Source organism: Methylomonas sp. MgM2 (assembly GCF_054172045.1).
In genome coordinates this window covers 278,298-298,012 of sequence record NZ_JBSYXO010000002.1, presented here as the reverse complement: position 1 = coordinate 298,012, position 19,715 = coordinate 278,298, and the positions used below count along the sequence as shown (strand labels likewise).

17 protein-coding genes are annotated in these 19,715 nt (G+C 51.0%); 7 read left to right on the top strand and 10 right to left on the bottom strand.

The features are described 5' to 3' along the window. Positions 1-146: 146 nt before the first annotated feature. Positions 147-1,055 carry an FAD:protein FMN transferase gene (locus tag ACW73I_RS03040; RefSeq protein ID WP_458027734.1) on the bottom strand — a complete coding sequence of 303 codons (909 nt, stop codon included), beginning with the start codon at positions 1,053-1,055 and terminating at the stop codon, positions 147-149. A 913-nt stretch (positions 1,056-1,968) separates the two neighbouring features. Between ACW73I_RS03040 and ACW73I_RS03035 the strand changes: the two genes are divergently transcribed. Both ACW73I_RS03035 and ACW73I_RS03030 read left to right on the top strand, forming a co-directional pair. Further along, positions 1,969-2,184 (top strand): DUF4266 domain-containing protein, encoded by a 216-nt coding sequence (locus ACW73I_RS03035; protein WP_458027733.1) that lies wholly within the window; start codon positions 1,969-1,971, stop codon positions 2,182-2,184. Continuing rightward, positions 2,171-3,430 (top strand): DUF3570 domain-containing protein, encoded by a 1,260-nt coding sequence (locus tag ACW73I_RS03030; protein ID WP_458027732.1) that lies wholly within the window; start codon positions 2,171-2,173, stop codon positions 3,428-3,430. The genes ACW73I_RS03035 and ACW73I_RS03030 overlap by 14 nt, the downstream gene beginning before the upstream one ends. Before the next feature lie 447 nt (positions 3,431-3,877). Here ACW73I_RS03030 and ACW73I_RS03025 read toward each other — a convergent pair whose 3' ends face one another. Both ACW73I_RS03025 and ACW73I_RS03020 read right to left on the bottom strand, forming a co-directional pair. Next, the gene (locus ACW73I_RS03025; protein WP_458027731.1) at positions 3,878-4,354 is read right to left on the bottom strand and encodes an MEKHLA domain-containing protein; all 477 of its coding nucleotides are present in this window, start codon (positions 4,352-4,354) and stop codon (positions 3,878-3,880) included. A 42-nt stretch (positions 4,355-4,396) separates the two neighbouring features. Then, positions 4,397-4,993, bottom strand: coding sequence for a TetR/AcrR family transcriptional regulator (locus tag ACW73I_RS03020; RefSeq protein ID WP_458027730.1), 597 nt, complete (start codon positions 4,991-4,993; stop codon positions 4,397-4,399). A 110-nt stretch (positions 4,994-5,103) separates the two neighbouring features. On the opposite strand from ACW73I_RS03020, the gene ACW73I_RS03015 reads away from it, so the two are divergent. Then, complete coding sequence (locus ACW73I_RS03015; protein WP_458027729.1) at positions 5,104-5,754, top strand: glutathione S-transferase family protein; 651 nt, start codon at positions 5,104-5,106, stop codon at positions 5,752-5,754. A gap of 69 nt (positions 5,755-5,823) precedes the next feature. Here the strand turns inward: ACW73I_RS03015 and lpdA are convergent, their stop codons facing one another. The 4 genes from lpdA to ACW73I_RS02995 form a co-directional block, all read right to left on the bottom strand. Then, positions 5,824-7,239: a dihydrolipoyl dehydrogenase gene (lpdA, locus tag ACW73I_RS03010; protein WP_458027728.1), complete on the bottom strand. Its 1,416-nt coding sequence runs from the start codon at positions 7,237-7,239 to the stop codon at positions 5,824-5,826. Between the two features lie 110 nt (positions 7,240-7,349). Then, a complete protein-coding gene (gene aceF / locus ACW73I_RS03005; protein ID WP_458027727.1) occupies positions 7,350-8,642 on the bottom strand; it encodes a dihydrolipoyllysine-residue acetyltransferase in 1,293 nt (430 codons plus the stop codon). Positions 8,643-8,655: 13 nt separating this feature from the next. After that, positions 8,656-11,328, bottom strand: a complete 2,673-nt coding sequence (gene aceE / locus ACW73I_RS03000) for a pyruvate dehydrogenase (acetyl-transferring), homodimeric type (protein WP_458027726.1) — start codon at positions 11,326-11,328, stop codon at positions 8,656-8,658. Positions 11,329-11,405: 77 nt separating this feature from the next. After that, positions 11,406-13,001, bottom strand: coding sequence for a protein adenylyltransferase SelO (locus ACW73I_RS02995; protein ID WP_458027725.1), 1,596 nt, complete (start codon positions 12,999-13,001; stop codon positions 11,406-11,408). 102 nt (positions 13,002-13,103) lie between these two features. Here ACW73I_RS02995 and bamE point away from each other — a divergent pair, with 102 nt between their 5' ends. Together bamE and ACW73I_RS02985 are read left to right on the top strand one after the other, a co-directional pair. After that, the gene (gene bamE / locus ACW73I_RS02990) at positions 13,104-13,448 is read left to right on the top strand and encodes an outer membrane protein assembly factor BamE domain-containing protein (RefSeq protein WP_458027724.1); all 345 of its coding nucleotides are present in this window, start codon (positions 13,104-13,106) and stop codon (positions 13,446-13,448) included. Between the two features lie 10 nt (positions 13,449-13,458). Continuing rightward, positions 13,459-14,403, top strand: coding sequence for a peptidoglycan DD-metalloendopeptidase family protein (locus tag ACW73I_RS02985; RefSeq protein ID WP_458027723.1), 945 nt, complete (start codon positions 13,459-13,461; stop codon positions 14,401-14,403). Here ACW73I_RS02985 and ACW73I_RS02980 read toward each other — a convergent pair. Together ACW73I_RS02980 and crp are read right to left on the bottom strand one after the other, a co-directional pair. Next, on the bottom strand, positions 14,368-15,567 hold the full coding sequence (locus ACW73I_RS02980) for an MFS transporter (RefSeq protein ID WP_458027722.1): 1,200 nt from the start codon (positions 15,565-15,567) through the stop codon (positions 14,368-14,370). The genes ACW73I_RS02985 and ACW73I_RS02980 overlap by 36 nt on opposite strands. A gap of 90 nt (positions 15,568-15,657) precedes the next feature. Continuing rightward, entirely contained in the window at positions 15,658-16,314 is a 657-nt protein-coding gene (gene crp / locus ACW73I_RS02975) for a cAMP-activated global transcriptional regulator CRP (protein ID WP_458027721.1), read from the bottom strand. A 127-nt stretch (positions 16,315-16,441) separates the two neighbouring features. Here crp and ACW73I_RS02970 point away from each other — a divergent pair, with 127 nt between their 5' ends. Together ACW73I_RS02970 and speD are read left to right on the top strand one after the other, a co-directional pair. Further along, a complete protein-coding gene (locus ACW73I_RS02970; protein ID WP_458027720.1) occupies positions 16,442-16,861 on the top strand; it encodes an OsmC family protein in 420 nt (139 codons plus the stop codon). A 4-nt stretch (positions 16,862-16,865) separates the two neighbouring features. After that, on the top strand, positions 16,866-17,645 hold the full coding sequence (speD, locus tag ACW73I_RS02965; protein ID WP_458027719.1) for an adenosylmethionine decarboxylase: 780 nt from the start codon (positions 16,866-16,868) through the stop codon (positions 17,643-17,645). A gap of 87 nt (positions 17,646-17,732) precedes the next feature. Here the strand turns inward: speD and ACW73I_RS02960 are convergent, their stop codons facing one another. Then, positions 17,733-19,670 carry a dynamin family protein gene (locus ACW73I_RS02960; protein WP_458027718.1) on the bottom strand — a complete coding sequence of 646 codons (1,938 nt, stop codon included), beginning with the start codon at positions 19,668-19,670 and terminating at the stop codon, positions 17,733-17,735. Positions 19,671-19,715: the final 45 nt, after the last annotated feature.

Here is a 19,715-nt window from a genome sequence, read left to right as displayed (position 1 = left end):
CGCTTCGTACCCGATCAACGGTTATGCACAGCCTGCCGCGCGTGCGTGCGCAACCGAGTAATCACAAGCGGGTATGGCGTTGTGCGAGCCCCGGAAAAGCGGACGCGCTTAATCGATGCGCCGGCAAAGGGATAGAGCCGCGAAACTTAGGCCGCTGTAAATTGCGTTCCGCCGATGTTTCCATCGACGTCGACCCACAAGTGACGCAAACCCAAACTCTCCAACCAAGCCGGCCCATCCGCTTCCTTCAACATCGCTATCGTCGAAGCGCTGCCGGCAACCACGCAAAAGTCCGCGGCCACGCTCACCGACGCCAAATGTTTTACCGGCCATCCGGTTTTCGGATTAAGCACATGCCCGTAGCGCCGCCCTTCCACGACAATGCAACGCTCGTAGTCGCCGCTGCTGGTCAAACCTCCCTGATGCAACAACCAGCTATCCAACAGTCCGCCTTTCCGTCTTGGATGGCGGATGCCCACTTTCCACGGAGAGCCGTCAGGATGCGGGCCTATGATCTTTATATCGCCGCCTAGGTTGATCGAGCCATGCCGAATACCCGCTTCCAGACATAGCGCCGCTGCCCGGTCGGCCGCATATTCCTTAACGATGCCGCCGAAATCCAGCTCCATCCCCGGTTGGAGAAAGCTCAGCACCGGCGCTTTCCAATGCAGTTTGTTCCACCCGACACAATTTAATAACTGCTGTATTTCCCGATCGTCCGGCAATAAAGCGATATCAAAACGCCACACCTTACGTAACAGACCGGACGTAATATCAAACAAACCTTCGCTTTGAACGAAGCAGGTTTCCGCATAATTCAACAAACTGGCCGTTTCTGGGTCGACTTCTATATTGCCTCCGATTTTGGCAACCTGATTGATTTGGCTTAGAAAGCTATCGGAACGATAGCGCGAATACCGGGCCTCTAAGCGGTTCAAGTCATGCAATACCGTATCGATCACCTTGCGGGCATGGTGTCCGCCCGTATCGGCATATATTTGAATCTCGCACGGCGATCCCATCGCAGCGAAAGCATGGCGGAAAAGTTTCAACATGGCATAGGACGAAAAATATGAAACAAACAGTTCTTTAAAAAATCGAGTATGTATCCTACCGGCGGGAAGGCGCTATAACAACGGCTCTAAGAAAGGTTAAGGTTTGAAGCGACTTCAGCCGGAACCCGTTCCGTGTGAAATGCTTCAACACCCCGGTCATGTGCTGGTTCGGCCGGAGCGATTGAGCGCCTGGCGGAAAATTGCGCCCGTCATTCCGGCATGGATTGCCGAAATCAGATGCTGATGGACGACCGGTTAATGTCAGCCGGCTTTTTACTTACAAGATGAGGTGCAATACGCTGTTCCCGGTCTTCAAGTTTCAAAGACAATTCTTGGACTTTTTTCATTACACATCCTCGGTTGTATATCAAAAATATCGGACCTGATCGGTTGATTCGTTTTTACCCGGTTTTTAAACCGGAATTAGCTGATCGGTAATGAAACAACGTTTATAAATTAATTGGTTTTCCAATCACATGAAATTCAAATGAATAGCAATACATTAATATGGAAATATAACTAAAATCTGATTATGGCTGTTTTTAATTAATCTATGTTAAATGATTTAGAACAATGCGCCATATAACCTATTTATTATCTATTATTACTAAAGTTGTCAGAATTCTCTTACATTTATTTTGATTTTTTGTTACAAACATTGATATTTACGAACAGCAATATAATCAATGCCGCCTTCTATTACTAACCCATTCTAATTAAATAAATAATGATTTTATGATATATAAAGTTGCTTATATTATTCTCCGGCATTTATTTTCTTCCGCCCCAGTCCGCCGGGGAGCGCCTCGATAAAAATGGTCCGCACGAAAAAAAGCCCTGATCCGAAAAATGCGCCGTGGTGTTCACGGCACTAACAAACATCAAAGGCTCCCGGTTAACTCAGTTTTGTTAAATGAATAGTCGCTTACCGTTTTCATTTCTGGCGATCGCCCTGCTAAGCGGTTGCACACCCGCCATCAAGCCGTGGGAACGCGGCATCCTGGCCAAACCTCATATGGCGTTACAAACTTCTCCCGCGGAAGCCGCGCTACGTCACCACGTGCAAGCCAGCAAAGAAGCGTCGTTGGGTGGGCATACCGGCGGAGGGGGAGGTTGTGGCTGCAACTAAATCCAGAGTGCTACAAGCGCTGACCGCATCGGCCCTGGCGTTACCGGGCGTAGCGCTTAAGGTCGCCGCAAAGCCGCTTAACGACAATGTTTTACTCGACCTGCAATACGGTCATTATCAGGAAAGCGACGGCAGGGTTTCCGTCGATCTTTTTCAAGGCTTTTCTACCGCAACGCTTTCGGAATCATCACAAATTGCCGGCGCTTTTACGACCGACACTTGGTCGGGCGCGACGCCGGTTTTGACCATGCCGTATTCGGTAGCCGAGATGACGACCGGCGCATCGGGTATTAACGGCGTCAATAGTCGGCCTGTCGAAGACGGGCAACGCGCGGTGCAGGTAATGACAGGCGCATCGATGGTGGAAACCCGTTATGCTTTTAATTTGGGATACGATTTCTTTGTCAACGACATAGGGCTGCACGCCCAATTTAGCCGTTCCGACGAACCGGATTTTCTGTCCTATGGCTACAAGCTCGGAGCCGATCGGGAATTCAACAGCAAAATGACGACCCTATCCTTCGGTTTCGGGCAAAATTTTGATCGGGTCAAGCCGGTAACGCGCGACATCAAAGAAGACAAATCGGATTATTACCTCCAGACGGGTATCACTCAGATCTTAAGCAAACAAACGTTATTACAAATCAGTACGGAATTTATGCACGGCGCTGGCTTTCTATCCAACCCGTATAAGAAAGTCTTTATTCAGGGTTTAAACAGCCACACCACTCTGCAGAATGGCGGATTCGATCAAGTCTATTATGAAAATCGTCCGGATACCCGAAATCAATGGTCTGTATCTGTCGGTATGGTCCAATATGTTTCCTTATTAGATGCGTCGGTTCATCTTGATTACCGCTATTTTATCGATAACTGGGATATTTCTTCGCATACCTTTGAGGCCGCTTATCGTCAACCCTTAGGCAGCGGCTGGATGCTTGTACCCCGTTTACGTTATTACTCTCAAACGAATGCCGAATTTTTTCAATATTATTATTCGGCACCGCGGGCGGACGGCTTTTATTCCAGTGATTACCGTTTAGCTAATTTCGGCAATTTAAGCGGAGGACTTAGGCTTGGCCGGGAATGGCAAAACGTTAGCCGGCTTGCTCAAAATATTATATTCGAAGCCGGTTTTGAATACACTTCGCATGCGGCCGATTTGAAATTGGGAGGACAACAAGGTTCTGATATTACGGACTTTGATTATATTTTATTCAATAGCACGATAAGTATAAAATTTTAGCCATCAAAATTCAGTTATACCCTGATAATATTAACCTAGGTTCAATTTTAATCATTTACTTGAATATCGCCTTAAACCACGCGATAAGCACCTAGCAGAAAGTCCTGCCGTCAATTGTGCTTGTGGTTCCGGCATGGGTTGCCGGCATTCAGTGCGTGGGGACGAACAGTTAATCCAAGTCGACGGTTTGCGAAGCAGTTAATTTGCCGGCCGGTAATAAGTAATGGCTGGATGATGCCAAGGATTTGGCCAAAAACAACTTCCCGTTTTGCCGGTGCGAACCCTGGGGCATACGCCGTGAACCCTTCCATGGGGCTTGACGGCAGCGTCCTTTCCTTGCTGCCGACATCCTCACTCGGTACGTCCCCGGTGACTATTGCCATATCGGGAAGTTATTTCGGACGATATCCCAAGAAGTCGTGCCCCATGATCGGAACCGATCCGGTCTTAACCCAGGCAAATCCAGTCCTTGAACCAGGCCGCTTGGCCGTGATAGCCGCCCTGCTCGTCGTAGACATTCCAGATGACTGCGTTTTGTATCAAAAAGCGCTTACCGCTCTTTGATACACGCACCCCTGAATAATTCTCCAGGTAACCTACTTTCAATACCTCGGCCATGGACCGCTCGCGCGCTTCTTGATTGATTGGCTCGGCCGAAAGACGGGATGGCATACGAATCAGCTCCGGCCATGACAACTCAAACAAATCCAGCGCGGTTTTGTTTGCATAATTGAATAACGGATCGCTTTTCGTATCGTGGGACAATAATGCAAATTCCGCGCAAAATACCTCCTGCCCCAACATGCGCCCGCTTGATGCTTCAAATAGCGGGCGTTTCAGCAGACGTTGATAACTTTCGAGCAATAAGGCCGCGTGACTTTGGTGGTATCCGTTGGCAGGACAGGGCGCTTGCTGCAAATTCATGGGCGATTCGATTTGTCCGGTCATCGTGGCAGTTTCGCGGGGCTAATCGGCGCAAGCTTTACCGGCCGGGTTTCCGCCTTCCGCCTGGGAGGCTGCGATTAGAATTTCGCCCGCCTTACGGGCGGTGATCATCGCCCCCAAACCCTTTTGCATTTGCTCCGCGGCCATCGCACCGACAACCAGCAAAGCCAGTTGGCCGGCCAGCTGATCCGCCTTTTCGATGCCGGCTTGACGGGCCAGGTCGGCGATCAGTTTCCGAAACGACTCGGTGTAGTCGGCTGCCGCCTGCTGTACCGGCCCGCCTTCATCGGCGAATTCGGCGGCCGCATTCAGAAACGGGCAACCGCGAAATGTCGGCTTGGCTTGAATATCGGTAAAAACGTCGAAAATCGCCAGGATCTTATGTTTAGGCTCGGCGTGTTTTTCAATACCTTGCATAAGGCGCTGCCGAACCGCTTCCCGGCTTTTTCGCAAATGCGCCAAAATTAAATCGTCCTTGGAAGGATAATATTTATACAGACTCATTTTAGTCGTGCCTGCGGCCTTGACTATCGTATCGACACCGGTATTTTTGATGCCGTGACGGTAAAACAAATCCGAGGCTACGTCCAATATATGCGCTTCTAGGTTTCGTGACATTCGGTTGAAGGCTAAAAATAATTTGCAACTATACAGACCGGTATGTATTATTTCAACATACAGACTGGTCTGTATAGTTCGTCAATTTATTAGCCATCGGAGATAAGATCATGATTACACTGTACGGCGTTGCCATCAGCAACTATTACAACAAAGTCAAGTTCGCGCTGTTTGAAAAGAATATCCGTTTCGTCGAAGAAGCGCTGCCTCCCGGTCAATCCGACGCGGTGCTGAAACGCTCTCCGCTGGGTAAAATCCCTTTCATCAAAACGGAAGAAGGCTATTTGTCGGAATCGCAAGCGATATTGGAATATCTGGAAGAGCAATATCCCGAACATCCGCTTTACCCAAGCGACGCATTCGAACGCGCTAAATGCCGGGAATTCATTCAGCACATCGAATTAAACGTCGAACTGATTGCTCGAAGGATTTACAGCGAAGCCATCTTCGGCGGTAAGGTATCTCAAGAAACAAAAGATGAAGTCAAAACCAAGGTTGAAGCCGGTCTGACGGGCTTGGCCCGTTTGATGAAACTATCGCCCTATGCACTCGGCGAACATTTTACCGCAGCCGACATCGTGGCCTGGCCGCATTTGCAATTGGTTTCGTTCGCTACCCAGCAGATTTACGGGCAAAATTTGGTTGCGGAACACATACCCGGCATAGCGAGCTATATGGATACCATCGAGAGCAGACCCTATGCGCAGCAGGTCGCCAAGGACAGGGCCGCGGCATTGGAAGCGTTTTTTAAAAATCGGTAAAAAACCGGGCCGAACCGCCTAAAATCGGTTCGGCCGTTCTTTCGCCGGTCGATAGCCAGGGAATCTTGACTATTTCTTCACATACAGATCCGTAATCGTGCCGTCTATCATCTCGGCCGCGAATGCAAACGTTTCCGACAAGGTCGGATGCGGATGTATGCTCAGGCTGATATCGGTGGCGTCGGCGCCCATTTCCAGCGCCAGCACTGCTTCAGCAACCAATTCGCCGGCGCCCGGACCGGTAAAACCGGCGCCGATAATTCGGCCGGACGCCTTGTCGGTCAGGATTTTGGTCAAGCCTTCGTTACGGCCCAAGGCCAATGAACGACCGGATGCGGCCCATGGGAAGGCGGCTTTTTCGAACTCCACGCCCTGTTCTTTGGCTTGAGTTTCGCTTAACCCCATCCACGCCACTTCCGGGTCGGTATAAGCCACCGATGGAATAGTCAAAGCATCGAAACCGGCTTTGTGACCGGCAATGGTTTCCGCGGCGATTTTGCCTTCATGGGTGGCTTTATGCGCCAGCATCGGATTTCCGACGATATCGCCTATCGCAAAAATATGGCCGACGTTGGTACGGCCTTGCTTGTCGACAGGGATGAAGCCTCGCTCGTCGACGCTTACGCCGGCTTTTTCGGCATCTATCAATTTGCCGTTCGGACGACGGCCGACCGCCACAAGCACTGCGTCAAAAGTCTCGGATTCCGGTGCGTCTTTGCCTTCCATCGTGACCTTGATACCGGCATCGAGCGGCTCCATCGATTTGACGCTGGTTTTCAACCACAGATTTTCGTACTGCTTTTTAATTTTGCGTTGCAGCGGCGTCACCAAATCTTTGTCGCAGCCGGGAATGATTTGATCCATCAACTCGACCACGCTGATTTTCGAGCCCAGGGCGTGGTAAACCGTCGCCATTTCCAGACCGATAATACCGCCGCCGACGATCAACAATTTTTCCGGTACCGATGTCAACGCCAATGCATCGGTAGAATCCCAAACCCGCGGATCGTCGTGCGGAAAACCCGGGATTTTGGTCGGTTGAGAGCCTGCCGCAATGATGGCATGGTCGAAAGTAATGGTTTGCGGACCTTCTTCGCCATCTATCACCAAACTATTGGCCGATGCAAATTTGCCGGTACCGTGAATCACAGCGACTTTGCGTTGCTTGGCCAATTTTGCCAAGCCTTGATTCAAGGTCTTAGTGACGCTTTCTTTCCAGCTTCTAACCTTTTCCAAATCGACTTCGGGTTTGCCGAAACTAACGCCGTGTTCCGCCATCGCATCCGCTTCATGAATGATTTGCGCAACATGTAACAAAGCCTTGGATGGGATACAGCCTACGTTTAAACAGACACCACCCAGTACCGGATGCCGCTCGACCAAGACCACTTGTTTACCTAAGTCGGCCGCCCGGAACGCAGCGGTGTAACCGCCGGGACCGCCTCCCAATACCAAGACTTCGACGTGTGTGACTGAATTGTTCATATCCTTTAACTCCCAAAAATCGTATGAGCCGGAACAAACACAACACGCCCCGGCAACTGAGTCGCCGGAAACGCTAGCATTAATTCCGGCCTACGGTTTTTTCGACTTGCTTACAACAACAAGCGGCGAATATCCGCTAAGTTAGCCTTTAGCGCTTCCATAAAACGCGCACCTTCCGCACCGTCGACGACTCGATGATCATAGGTGATATCCAGGGGTAGCATCAGCTTTGGTTCAAATGCGGAACCGTTCCAAACCGGCTGCATTTTCGAGCGGGTCACTCCCAGAATGGCAACCTCCGGCGCATTGACGATAGGCGTGAACGCCGTGCCGCCTATACCGCCGAGACTGGAAATGGTCATGCAACCGCCCTGCATATCCGAAGGCTTGAGTTTGCCTTGGCGCGCCAGTTCGCTGATATCGGCCAATTCTTTGGATAATTGAAAAATACCCTTTTTGTCGACATCGCGAATCACCGGAACCACCAAACCATTGGGCGTATCGACTGCGATACCGAGGTGGAAATATTTTTTCAAGAACAGCTTATCGCCTTCCGGAGACAACGAGCTGTTGAAGGACGGAAACTGCTGCATCGCTCCAACCAGCGCCTTCATGATGAACACCAAACCGGTGACTTTAACGCCGTCTTTACCTTGGCTCGCATTGACGGATTTACGGAAGGCTTCCATGTCGTCGATCGCGACTTCGTCGTGATAAGTCACCAGCGGTAAATTCAGCCAGACCCGGCTTAGATTTTGCCCGGTCAAACGTTTGATTTTGCTGAGCGGTTTTTCCTCGATTTCACCGAATTGAGAAAAATCGACCGCCGGAATCGGCGGGATTCCCGCGCCGCCGGATACCGGCGCTCCGGTCGCCATGACTTGCTTTACGAAGGCTTTCACGTCCTCTTTCATGATCCGGCCTTTGCGGCCGCTGCCGGCAGAGACTTTACCCAGATCGACGCCCAGCTCGCGAGCGAATAGACGAACGCTGGGAGAAGCGTGCGGCTTATGGTTTTCACCGCCGACCATCGAAACTGCCGGTGCCGGAGCCGACGCCGCCGCTTCCGCTTTCGGCGCTTCGACAGCCGCGACGGGCTCCGGTTCGGCCGGTGCCGGAGCGGGAGCGGACTCTGCAGGCGCCGGTTTCGCCGGCGCAGCATCGCCGGCTTCGACGGTCACGATCAAGGTGCCTTCGGCCACTTTATCGCCGGGTTTGATATGCACGGTCTTGACCACGCCGGCAGCGCTTGAGGGCAAGTCCATGGTGGCCTTATCGGTTTCCATGACCGCCAAAGTTTGTTCCAGCTCGACTACGTCGCCGGGATGAACCAATACTTCCACAATGTCGATTTCGGGCACATTACCGACATCGGGTACTTTCACTTCAATTAAAGAACTCATCGTTTGCTTTCCGTTATATCAGCCAAGGGGCTGTCGCTTCCGGGTTGATGTTATATTTGGCAATCGCAACTTCGACTTTGGACAGGTCAATTTCGCCGGCTAGCGCAAGGGCATGCAAGGCGGCGACCGTGACGTGATATCGATCGACTTCGAAGAAACCGCGCAGGTTGGCGCGGGTATCCGAGCGGCCGAAACCGTCCGTGCCCAATACCGTGTACGGTTTTTTGACCCAAGGCCTGATTTGCTCGGCGAACGCGCGAATGTAGTCGGTCGCGGCGATGACAGGCCCTTGAGCATCGTTCAGGCAACGCTCGACGTGAGCGAGACGCTGCGCTTCGGTCGGATGCAAACGGTTCCAGCGGTCGCAGGCGTGACCGTCCCGACCCAGTTCGGTAAAGCTTGGGCAACTCCACAGGTCCGCATCGACGCCCCAATCGTCGCGAAGTAGTTGCGCCGCGGCGATCACTTCCATGAATATGGTACCGGAACCGAGCAACTGTACGCGAGGCCTTTTGCCGCTCGGCCCCTTTTTGAAGGGATACATGCCTTTCAGGATATCGGCTTCCACCGGCCCTGGAATGGCCGGCTGCTCGTAATTTTCGTTCATCAGCGTGATGTAATAGAAAATATCTTCCTGATCGACATACATACGGCGCAAGCCGTCATGGATGATGACGGCCAGTTCGTAGGCGAAAGTCGGATCGTAGGAATAGCAGTTCGGAACCGTCGCCGCGATCAAGTGGCTATGGCCGTCTTCATGCTGCAAACCTTCACCGTTCAAGGTAGTTCTGCCGGCGGTGCCGCCCAGCAGGAAACCGCGGGTACGCTGGTCCGCGGCCGCCCAAATCAGATCGCCGACGCGCTGAAAGCCGAACATCGAATAATAGATGAAGAACGGGATCATCGGCACGCCGTGCGTCGAATAAGACGTACCCGCGGCAATCCAATCGCACAGGCCGCCGGCTTCGTTGATGCCTTCTTGCAGCACTTGACCGTGCTTGTCTTCCTTGTAGAACATCAATTGCTCGGCATCTTGCGGCGTGTAGAGTTGGCCGACCTGCGACCAGATACCCAATTGGCGGAACATGCCCTCCATGCCGAAAGTACGCGATTCGTCCGGCACGATGGGCACGATGCGCTTGCCGATTTGTTTGTCTTTGACCAGGACGTTCAGCATACGCACGAAGGCCATCGTGGTCGAGATTTCATGACCCTCGCCGGTGCCTTCGAGCATGCCTTTGAAAGCCGACAAAGCCGGGATTTCCAGCGGATAGGACTTGGTTCTTCGCGCCGGCAGATAACCGCCCAGGTCGACGCGGCGCTGCCGCATATAGTTCAACTCGTCGGAATCTTCGGCCATGCGGATATAGGGCAGGTTCGGCAATTCTTCGTCGCTGATCGGCAATTGGTAGCGATTACGGATAGCCGTGATCGATTCCATGCTCATCTTCTTTTGTTGATGGCTGATGTTCTGGGCCTCGCCGGATTCTCCCATGCCGTAACCTTTGATGGTATGCGCCAAAACCACGGTGGGCTGGCCTCGATGATTAACGGCCGCGTTATACGCGGTGAAGACCTTTATCGGGTCATGCCCTCCGCGATTCAGTTCCCAGATGTCGCGGTCGGTATAGTCTTTGACCAATTCTTTCAATTCCGGCGTATTGAAGAAATGTTCGCGTACGTAAGCGCCGTCCTTGGATTTGAAGGTTTGATAATCGCCGTCGACGCATTCCATCATGCGCTTGACGACCAGGCCGTCTTTGTCGCGCGCCAGAATAGGATCCCAGCGCCGGCCCCAGATGACTTTGATGACGTTCCAGTTGGCGCCGCGGAAATTGCTTTCCAGTTCTTGTATGATCTTGCCGTTGCCGCGTACCGGACCATCCAGGCGTTGCAGGTTGCAGTTGACGACGAAGATCAGATTATCCAGTTTTTCGCGGCCGGCCATGCCGATGGCGCCCAAGGTTTCCGGTTCGTCGGTCTCGCCGTCGCCCAAGAACGCCCAGACTTTGCGTCCATCGGTATTCGCCAGGCCTCTGCCTTGCATGTAAATCATGAAACGGGCCTGGTAAATCGCCATGATCGGGCCCAAGCCCATGGAAACGGTCGGGAATTGCCAGAATTCCGGCATCAACCAAGGATGCGGATAGGATGACAAACCGTTGCCGCCGACCTCCTGGCGGAAATTATCCATTTGTTCTTCGCTCAGACGCCCGAGCAAAAAGGCATGTGCGTACATGCCCGGAGCCGAGTGGCCTTGCGTGAATATCAAGTCGCCGCCGTGTTTGTCCGACGCCGCGTGCCAGAAATGATTTTGTCCGACATCGTATAAGGTGGTAGCCGATGCGAAACTCGCGATATGCCCGCCGACATTGGTATGTTTGTTGGCGCGCAACACCATCATGATCGCATTCCAGCGTATGTAGGAGCGGATGGTGCGCTCGATATCGAAGTTGCCGGGGTACTTGGGTTGATTGTCTACCGGGATGGTGTTGATGTAAGGCGTGTTGGCCGAAAAGGGAATGTCCAGACCGGTTTTTCTGGCGGTTTCGAGCAGTGTTTCGATCAGAAAGCTAGCGCGCTCGCAGCCTTCTTTTTCAATCACCGCTTGCAGTGCCTCCATCCATTCCTGAGTTTCTGCAGGATCAATATCGTGTTTTGCGGCAATATCGGTATTGTTGTTCATTACGGAACCTAGAAAATCGTTGGATTAGCCCAAAAAGGATACCCGAAATGACCGTTTTCGGCATGTTTTTTTGTTGTTTAGGAGCTACACGATAACATCGAACAACCGGGACGCTGCTTGGCCCAGTCGGGCCGTTTTTCGGCGAAACGCTCGCGGCCCGCCTGTGCGATGTAGGGCGTGCGCAGGGTATCCAACAATTCCCATACCATGCTGAAGTCGTCCCGTTCCGCTAAATCGATGGCCTGCTGGGCCAGGTAATTGCGGAGTACGTAAAGCGGATTGACGGCGTTCATAGTCTGCCGCCGTTCGGCCTCGGGCTTATGGTCGCGTTTCAAACGATTTTGATAGGATTCGAACCAATTGGCGCCCATTTCTTGAACGGTTTCGCTCAAAGGCGCATAGCTGCAAGCTTGCATAAATGTCTGAAAAGACTGAATGTCGTCGTCAACACCCAGATCGGCCAGACCGCGATAAAACAAGGTCATATCGGTTTCGGCCGCCGTCAGCAATTTCTCCAGATATTGAATCAAGACCGAGTCAGAAACTTGATCGAAGGCCGACAAGCCCAGTTTGTCGGCCATGGTACGCTGCCAGCCTTGTTCGAAGGTCGAACTATAGACGGTCAGCGCCTCTTCCAAAGCCGAAGCCTTCTGAATCAATGGATAGATGGCGTTGGCCAGTTGCACCAAGTTCCAGTAAGCCATCTTGGGCTGGTTGCCGTAACGGTAGCGGCGTCCTTGCGCATCGGTCGTATTCGGGGTCCAATCCGGATCGTAATTCTCCAACCAACCGTAGGGGCCGTAATCGATGGTCAGGCCCAAAATCGACATATTGTCGGTGTTCATGACGCCATGGACGAAACCGACCCGCTGCCAATGCACGATCATTCGCGCGGTACTGCGGCAGACTTCCTCGAACCATTGCAGGTAGACGGCCTTGCAGGGTTCGCCCAAATGCGGAAAATCGGTTCTAATCGTGTAATCCACCAGCTTTTTCATGTTTTCCAGATCGTCACGCGCCGCGAAAATCTGGAAACTGCCGAATCGGGTAAATGAAGGCGAGGTTCGGCATACCACCGCACCGGGCTCCAACTGCGGGTTGCCGTCATAAAACATGTCGCGCACCACTTGTTCGCCGGTCAGAATCACGCTCAATGCCCTGGTGGTCGGAACGCCTAAATGATGCATGGCTTCACTGCATAGAAACTCACGTATTGACGAACGCAATACGGCCAATCCGTCCGCGCTGCGGGAATAGGGCGTAGGGCCGGCGCCTTTCAGTTGCAAGGCCCAGCGCTGGCCTTGGCTATTGACGACTTCCCCCAAATTGATTGCCCGGCCATCCCCCAACTGCCCGGCCCAGTATCCAAATTGATGACCGCCGTAACAAGTCGCATAGGGTTCCATGCCGCGCGTCAAACGATTTCCGACAAACACTTGGCAAAACTCGTCGGAAAGACACGCTTCTTCGCTTAAGCCGAGTAGCTCGGCCATTTCCCTGGAATAAGCCAGCAGTCGCGGCGCTTTGGCGGCTTTCGGCCGGACCAAGGAGTAACAAGCCTGGTAAACCTGTCGCCGGTAATTGTCGGTGTCAGGATCGGCAGGCAATTCCCGTACGAAACGGTTGTCAAAACTAAGTGCGGCAAATACACCGCCACTAAATGAATTCGGCATCGGATTTCGGCTAAAATTTATTTGGCTTTGTGACTTTACGCGGCTCAGGCAATGTTATCGGGCACTTTATAACAATCATCCGACCAATTGAGGTTTATTTTCATGAAAACACTGTTTCTTAAACTTGGCGCACGGGCGACCAAGCTCAGCTCATTACTGCTCCTTAGTAGCCTCGTTTCTACGCAATTAACGGGGTGCTTTAGTGTCGGCCAGGAATTTGCCGGGTCGCGGGTGCCGGAAATCAAGATCGGCCAAAGCACCAAACAAGACATTGAAACCATTTTCGGCACGCCGTGGCGTCAGGGCTCGGAAGACGGGAAGAGCACTTGGACCTACGGCATTTACAAATATTATTTATTCGGTCCGGCCGACACCCAGGATTTGCTGATTCGGTTCGATAATCAAGGTATCGTAAGGTCCTATACCTTCGGCACTACCCGAAAATAAAGCGTTATCCATGGCGGCGCGTTGGCCGATTTTGCTCCTGTTGGCATTGGCATCGAGCAACGCGTCCGCCAAAAAGCTTTATAAGTATCAAGACGGGCAAGGTCGCTGGCATTTCAGCGACAAGGCGCCGGTATCCGACCAAGAAGTTGAAGTCAGGCAATTAAAGCCGGCGCCTAAACAACGCGTCAGACTGGAAAAACATGGCGATCAACAGCAGCTGTTTTTTTATGCCGTCAACCAATATCCGGGCCCGATAGAAATTGAAGTGGATTGGGAAAAGCATGAAAATGCCATAGCCGATCCGCCTTTACCGCAACGTTTTGTGGTTGGCGAAGGCAAATCCGCCGATCTATTTAATATTCGAGGGGCTGCAAATAATCAATCTTGGCGCTTTACCCTTCAATACCAATATATGATCGGACAACCGTTAAGCGGCTATCACGGCTCACAACCTTATCTACCGCCGATCGCTCCAGGTAGCCGCTTTCAGCTTACTCAAGCATTCGGGGGGAAATTCAGCCATCAAGACGAGCAAAATCGTTACGCGGTCGATATCATGATGCCGGTAGGCACTCCCGTACATGCGGCGCGCGGCGGCATAGTTTTGGAAGTCGACGACGATTATTTCAAAAGCGGAACGGAAAAAGCCTATGCCAATAAAGCCAACAGCATCCGGATTCTGCATGACGACGGTTCCATGGCGGTGTACGCGCATCTGGAATTGGAAAGAGCCCAGGCCCATTCAGGCCTGCGGGTTCAAGCGGGGGAGCTGATCGCTTATTCAGGCAATACCGGCTTTACAACCGGACCGCATTTACATTTCGCCGTTCAAGTCAATCAAGACATGCGATTGGTCTCGGTACCGTTCCGGTTCGTCGGTACGGACGGCCGCGTGTTTGAACCGCAGCAAGGCGCGTGGCTAGAAGGCATAAACCCTGGTTTTCGCTATCGTTAACATAGCCAGAGTCAGCAGACAGAATATCGCTCCGGCATAAAAAGTCGTTGCCGCACCAAAGGTATCCCACAGCAAGCCGGCCAAAATGCTTGCGATCAACATGGCGATACCGCTAATCAAATTAAAAAACCCGTAAGCGGTTCCGCGAAGGTCGGCCGGGGTGGTGTCCGCTACCATTTTTGCCAATAAGCCTTGGGTCATCCCCATGTGTACGCCCCACAAAATGACCCCGGCAATTGCCATGGTCCAGTGCGTGGCATGCGCCAATACCAGGTCCGCCACGACCAAAACCGCCAAGCCCCAACCCAGCAAGCGGCTATGGCTGCATCTGTCGGACAAGCTGCCAAAAGGATAGGCGCTGCCGGCATAAACCACGTTCATGGCTACCATTACCATGGGCACCCAAGCCAAGGGAATCCCGCTTTGCTGAGCTCTTAACACTAGAAACGCTTCGCTAAAACGCGCCAAACTGAACAAGGCACCGATGAACGCAACTAGCCAATAGCGCGAGGTCAGACGTTGCAAGTTTCGGCGTTTGATTGGATTACTGCGGCGTTGACTAGTCGTTTGCGGAGACTCCGTTACGCCGAAAAACAATACGATCACCGCCAAAAGACCGGGAATCACGGCAACCCCGAAAACCGCTCGAAAATTGTTGTCCCAAAGAAGCATTAAACCAACAGCCAGCAACGGCCCAACCGAAGCGCCGACGGTATCCAACGATTGACGTAAACCGAATGCCGCACCACGAATTTGCGTTGGGGTAATGTCGGCTATCAACGCATCGCGAGGCGCTCCGCGTATGCCTTTTCCGACACGATCCAACAAGCGCGCGCTCAACACCATGACGTTGCTGGAAGCTAAGGCGAACAGCGGTTTGGTCAACGCACCTAAGCCGTAACCCAACAAAGCCAAACCTTTGCGTTTTCCGAAATAATCGCTAATGACACCGGAAAAAATCTTGACGATTAACGCCGTCGATTCGGCCACCCCTTCGACTAGGCCTACAATCGTACTGGTGGCTCCCAAATTGTTAACCATGAACAACGGAAGCAAGCTGTGTATCATTTCCGAAGACACGTCCATCAACAGGCTGACAAAACCCAATGCCCAAACGCTTTTCGGAATTTGTCGCCGGATAGGTATCGGAGGCGTCGACGTCATTAGCGGTTTAGACTAAGGTCTAACGATTGAATGCCGATGGACGCTTCCCATTTTGAAATTTAAAAAATCCGACGCCGGAATGTTAAGGATTTAACGAGTACCGAATACCACGATGGTCTTACCATGCGCGGTAATCAAACCCTTTTCTTCGAGTTCTTTCAGCACGCGTCCGGCCATTTCTCTGGAGCATCCGACAATACGTCCGATTTCCTGCCTGGTTATATGTAATTGCATACCGTCGGGATGGGTGATTGCATCGGGCTCTTTGGCCAGATCAAGCAAAGTGCGCGCAATACGCCCTTCAACATCCATAAAGGCCAAATCCCTGTATTTGCGGCTAGTAATCAATAAGCGCCGCGATAATTGCTCGCCCAGCACCGTTAAAATCTCAACCGCATGATCGCGTAATTCCGCATTCAGCAGCGTCTTGAACCGTTCATAGCCAATTTCCGCGAGGTGTGATTTCGTCCGGGTTTTGACAAAAGCACTACGCACGTCCGTATTCTTGAACACGCCGATTTCACCGACAAAGTCGTGTTTGTTCAGATAGGCCAGGATCAACTCATGTCCGTCGTCGTCCTCAACGCTGACGCTGACGGACCCATCTACGACAAACATCAATCTATCGGCCGCATCGCCCGGCCGAACAATAGTCAATTTTGCCGGATAGGCACGTACGTGACAGAAATGCAAAAACGCGTCCAATGCTTGCTGAGAAATTTTGTTATTTTTATTGACCAGTTTCATTGCCGTAATAATTTTGTCCTTGCAGAAATGTTACGGTAACCAAAAGAAACAAATTTTGCAAAAAAAACAATCAGGGTGGCGCGATCATTGTAAAATCCCCGCCATTTTTATATTGATGAGGTTGGACATGCAAGCAACAATAAAATGGGTCGACGGCAGGCTGTTTGTCGGCGAATCCGGCAGTGGACATGCCGTAGTCATGGACGGCCCTCCGGATCATGGCGGAAGAAATATCGGCGCCAGACCCATGGAAATGATTTTACTTGGCGTCGGCGGCTGTTCATCTTTTGATGTCGTCGACATATTACAAAAAGGACGCCACGACGTCACCGGTTGCACAGCGGAACTCACCGCCGAGCGAGTCGACGCGGTTCCGGCAGTATTCAGCAAAATTCATCTACATTTTAAAGTTAGCGGTAAAAATTTACCGCTTACCGCAGTGGAACGCGCGGTTAAGCTTTCCGCCGAAAAATATTGTTCCGCATCCATCATGCTCGGCAAAGCGGGCGTAGACATTAGCCATGATTTTGAAATTATAGAGGATTGATCGATTGAGTAAGATACAGTTGCACGGTTTCAACAACCTAACAAAGTCGTTGAGTTTCAATATTTACGATGTTTGCTATGCACCTAAAGATCAGGAAAAAGCCTATATCGAATATATCGACGAAGCTTACAATGCCAAACGACTCACGCAGATATTAAAAGACGTTTCCAATATCATTGGCGCAGAAATTTTGAATATCGCTCATCAGGATTATGACCCGCAAGGCGCCAGCGTAACCATGCTGATTGCCGAAGGCGCCGTTATTCCGGCGGGGATGAATTCGGAGTCGCCCGGCCCATTACCCGATACGATTCTGGCTCATTTGGATAAAAGCCATATCACGGTGCACACCTATCCTGAAAGTCATCCTGATACCGATCTCTGTACGTTTCGCGCCGATATCGATGTATCGACCTGTGGTCAAATTTCTCCCCTTAAGGCCTTGAATTATTTGATCCACAGCTTCGAATCTGACATCGTCATCATGGATTATCGGGTAAGGGGTTTTACCCGCGATATTTCCGGACAAAAGCATTTCATCGATCACAAGATCAATTCGATTCAGAATTACATAGCGGAAAGCACTAAAGAGCTGTATCAGATGATCGATGTGAACGTCTATCAGGAAAATATCTTTCACACCAAAATGATGCTGAAAGAAACGGAACTGGAAAATTATTTGTTTGAAAAGGAAAGCAATTTTACAGAGGAAGAAAAGCTGGAAATTCAAGAACAATTACAGGAAGAAATGGCCGAGATCTTCTATGGCCGCAACTTCAGTTAAATTTCATATCGACCGCACTTCATCTCCATCTACAGAGACACACGAACCGCCCCTCTCCCGCGAGGAGAGGGGCTTTTCCTTAACGCGCTAGTCGGCGTCGCCGGTCACGTCGATATGCATTGCCTTGAGAATGGCAAGCAACTCTTGACGCTGCTGCTTTAATGGTGCTAATTCCGCTTCCAGTTGAGCGATACTTTCATTGACGGAGCCTTTGGATTCATTGATCTTTCTCAACATAATCAAACGGCTTTCGATTTGTTTTTTGTGGTCTTTGATCTGATGCATCAACGGCGTTAGCACGCTGTTGCTCCAAGTGGCCGCATCTTTGTAAGCTTGATGCAAAATATTCCGGGCTTTAGCGATTAGGGTGCCGTAGAGCTTGCTGATCACAATACTCTGCTCGGTCATAGTGGTTCTAGCGCTATTGCGGAAGGCTTCACCTTCTTCGAAAATCTGTTCCAATTCGAATTGGTATTGCTTGATCGAAAAAAGCTTCGGCTCGATTTCTTTAAAGCCGTACTCATCCTGAAACTTCTTGTGTATCGCTTTAATCAATCGCCGGGTTTCTTCCGTGATATCGACCGAATCTTGCAACAAATCGCGTAATTCGTCGAACAACTTCCGCATGTTCTGCTTCATGCCATAAGTTGTCAAACTCTTGCTCATGTCGTGCTTGGTCCGTTGAATGATTTCGTCTATCCTGTCCTTGGAAAAAGACTCGATCAACATTTTGGCCTGTACCGCAAACACCTTGCGGCTGGCCTGAAAATTTTCGATATTCGCCATATAGGCATTTTGGCGGTCTCGGGTTTCCGCCATCAGTTTGCCTGTCATTTCCTGATTTTCAAAGTCCATATGCTTGAACTCTTCGAGCTGTTTGGTCGCATTGGCAACTTTGGTACTCATCAATTTAATTGATTCGCTAACCAAGAAGCCAATGTCTTTTTCGACCACACCTTTCAGAATATCCTTGCGCTGATTCAAGATATCCTCAGACAGATAATTTTCCAGTTTATGTAGGCGGCTTTTTTCCAACAGCACTTGGTCGCCTTTGACTTTTGCCAACAGCGCTTGCTTCGCCGATACGGGAAAAATAACCTCTTTGTTGAGATTCAGTATCGAAGCCGAGGTTTCAATCTGTTTCTGGATGGCCGTATCATAACCTGCTTCGCCAGCCAGATCGTCCCACATTGAATCGATCTTGTTCATCACCACTGCAAGTCCCTGACGCCGCTGTCCTCTCGAGCTACAAACATGACTTTTCCACATTTCAAGATCGCTTTTGGTCACCCCTGTGTCCGCAGCCAGCACAAACACAATGGCTTGGGCGCTAGGCAACATACTCAAGGTCAACTCAGGCTCGGTACCTAATGCGTTCAGGCCGGGGGTATCGAGGATGCACAAGCCTTCTTTGAGCAAGGGGTGCGGAAAACTAATCAAGGCGTGCCGCCAACAAGGCACTTCTACAAACTCCGGATTGATGATGCCCTGTTCGGCCGCTTCGCGTTCATTCCATAAGCCCAATTTATCGGCCAATTCTTTGGTCACTTTTTTGATTGCGACCAACTCCCTGAACGCCTCCTGCATCTGCGTCGGCGAATTGATATTGAGGTTAATTTGTGTCCACCGCTCCGGATTACGCTTGTAGTCCATTAAGGAAATATCTTCCAGCCGACTCTCGATATTCAACAAACGAATATAACTACCGCCATCTTCATCCCAGAATAGCTCGGTCGGCGACATGGTCGTGCGGCCGGGGGAAGACGGCAATAGCCGAACGCCCGTTTCCGCGAAAAACAAAGCATTGATTAACTCGGTTTTCCCTCTAGAAAACTCGGCAACGAAGGCGAGGGTCACACGATCAGCATTTAGTCCTTGCAAAATATTCAACAGGGTATCGGTACTTTGTGGGTCATTGAACTTATATCGAGTCCGCCATTCCTGATACATCTCGATCGCTTGGATCAAGTTTTCACGCCAATTCGAATACTCGTGTAATTGGTCTTTAAATTCCAGATTTCTCATGGCACGCCTTTTTGCTGACTGTACTCAATTATTAAGAGGGCGAAT

What these genes read in the sequence shown, in the direction of transcription:
- ACW73I_RS02980 (WP_458027722.1), bottom strand. Translation starts at nt 15,567, where the DNA reads ATGACGTCGACGCCTCCGATACCTATCCGGCGACAAATTCCGAAAAGC.
- aceE (WP_458027726.1), bottom strand. Translation starts at nt 11,328, where the DNA reads ATGAACAACAATACCGATATTGCCGCAAAACACGATATTGATCCTGCA.
- bamE (WP_458027724.1), top strand. Translation starts at nt 13,104, where the DNA reads ATGAAAACACTGTTTCTTAAACTTGGCGCACGGGCGACCAAGCTCAGC.
- ACW73I_RS03015 (WP_458027729.1), top strand. Translation starts at nt 5,104, where the DNA reads ATGATTACACTGTACGGCGTTGCCATCAGCAACTATTACAACAAAGTC.
- lpdA (WP_458027728.1), bottom strand. Translation starts at nt 7,239, where the DNA reads ATGAACAATTCAGTCACACACGTCGAAGTCTTGGTATTGGGAGGCGGT.
- ACW73I_RS02995 (WP_458027725.1), bottom strand. Translation starts at nt 13,001, where the DNA reads ATGCCGAATTCATTTAGTGGCGGTGTATTTGCCGCACTTAGTTTTGAC.
- ACW73I_RS02985 (WP_458027723.1), top strand. Translation starts at nt 13,459, where the DNA reads ATGGCGGCGCGTTGGCCGATTTTGCTCCTGTTGGCATTGGCATCGAGC.
- ACW73I_RS03035 (WP_458027733.1), top strand. Translation starts at nt 1,969, where the DNA reads ATGAATAGTCGCTTACCGTTTTCATTTCTGGCGATCGCCCTGCTAAGC.
- ACW73I_RS03040 (WP_458027734.1), bottom strand. Translation starts at nt 1,055, where the DNA reads ATGTTGAAACTTTTCCGCCATGCTTTCGCTGCGATGGGATCGCCGTGC.
- ACW73I_RS02970 (WP_458027720.1), top strand. Translation starts at nt 16,442, where the DNA reads ATGCAAGCAACAATAAAATGGGTCGACGGCAGGCTGTTTGTCGGCGAA.
- aceF (WP_458027727.1), bottom strand. Translation starts at nt 8,642, where the DNA reads ATGAGTTCTTTAATTGAAGTGAAAGTACCCGATGTCGGTAATGTGCCC.
- crp (WP_458027721.1), bottom strand. Translation starts at nt 16,314, where the DNA reads ATGAAACTGGTCAATAAAAATAACAAAATTTCTCAGCAAGCATTGGAC.
- ACW73I_RS02960 (WP_458027718.1), bottom strand. Translation starts at nt 19,670, where the DNA reads ATGAGAAATCTGGAATTTAAAGACCAATTACACGAGTATTCGAATTGG.
- ACW73I_RS03025 (WP_458027731.1), bottom strand. Translation starts at nt 4,354, where the DNA reads ATGAATTTGCAGCAAGCGCCCTGTCCTGCCAACGGATACCACCAAAGT.
- ACW73I_RS03020 (WP_458027730.1), bottom strand. Translation starts at nt 4,993, where the DNA reads ATGTCACGAAACCTAGAAGCGCATATATTGGACGTAGCCTCGGATTTG.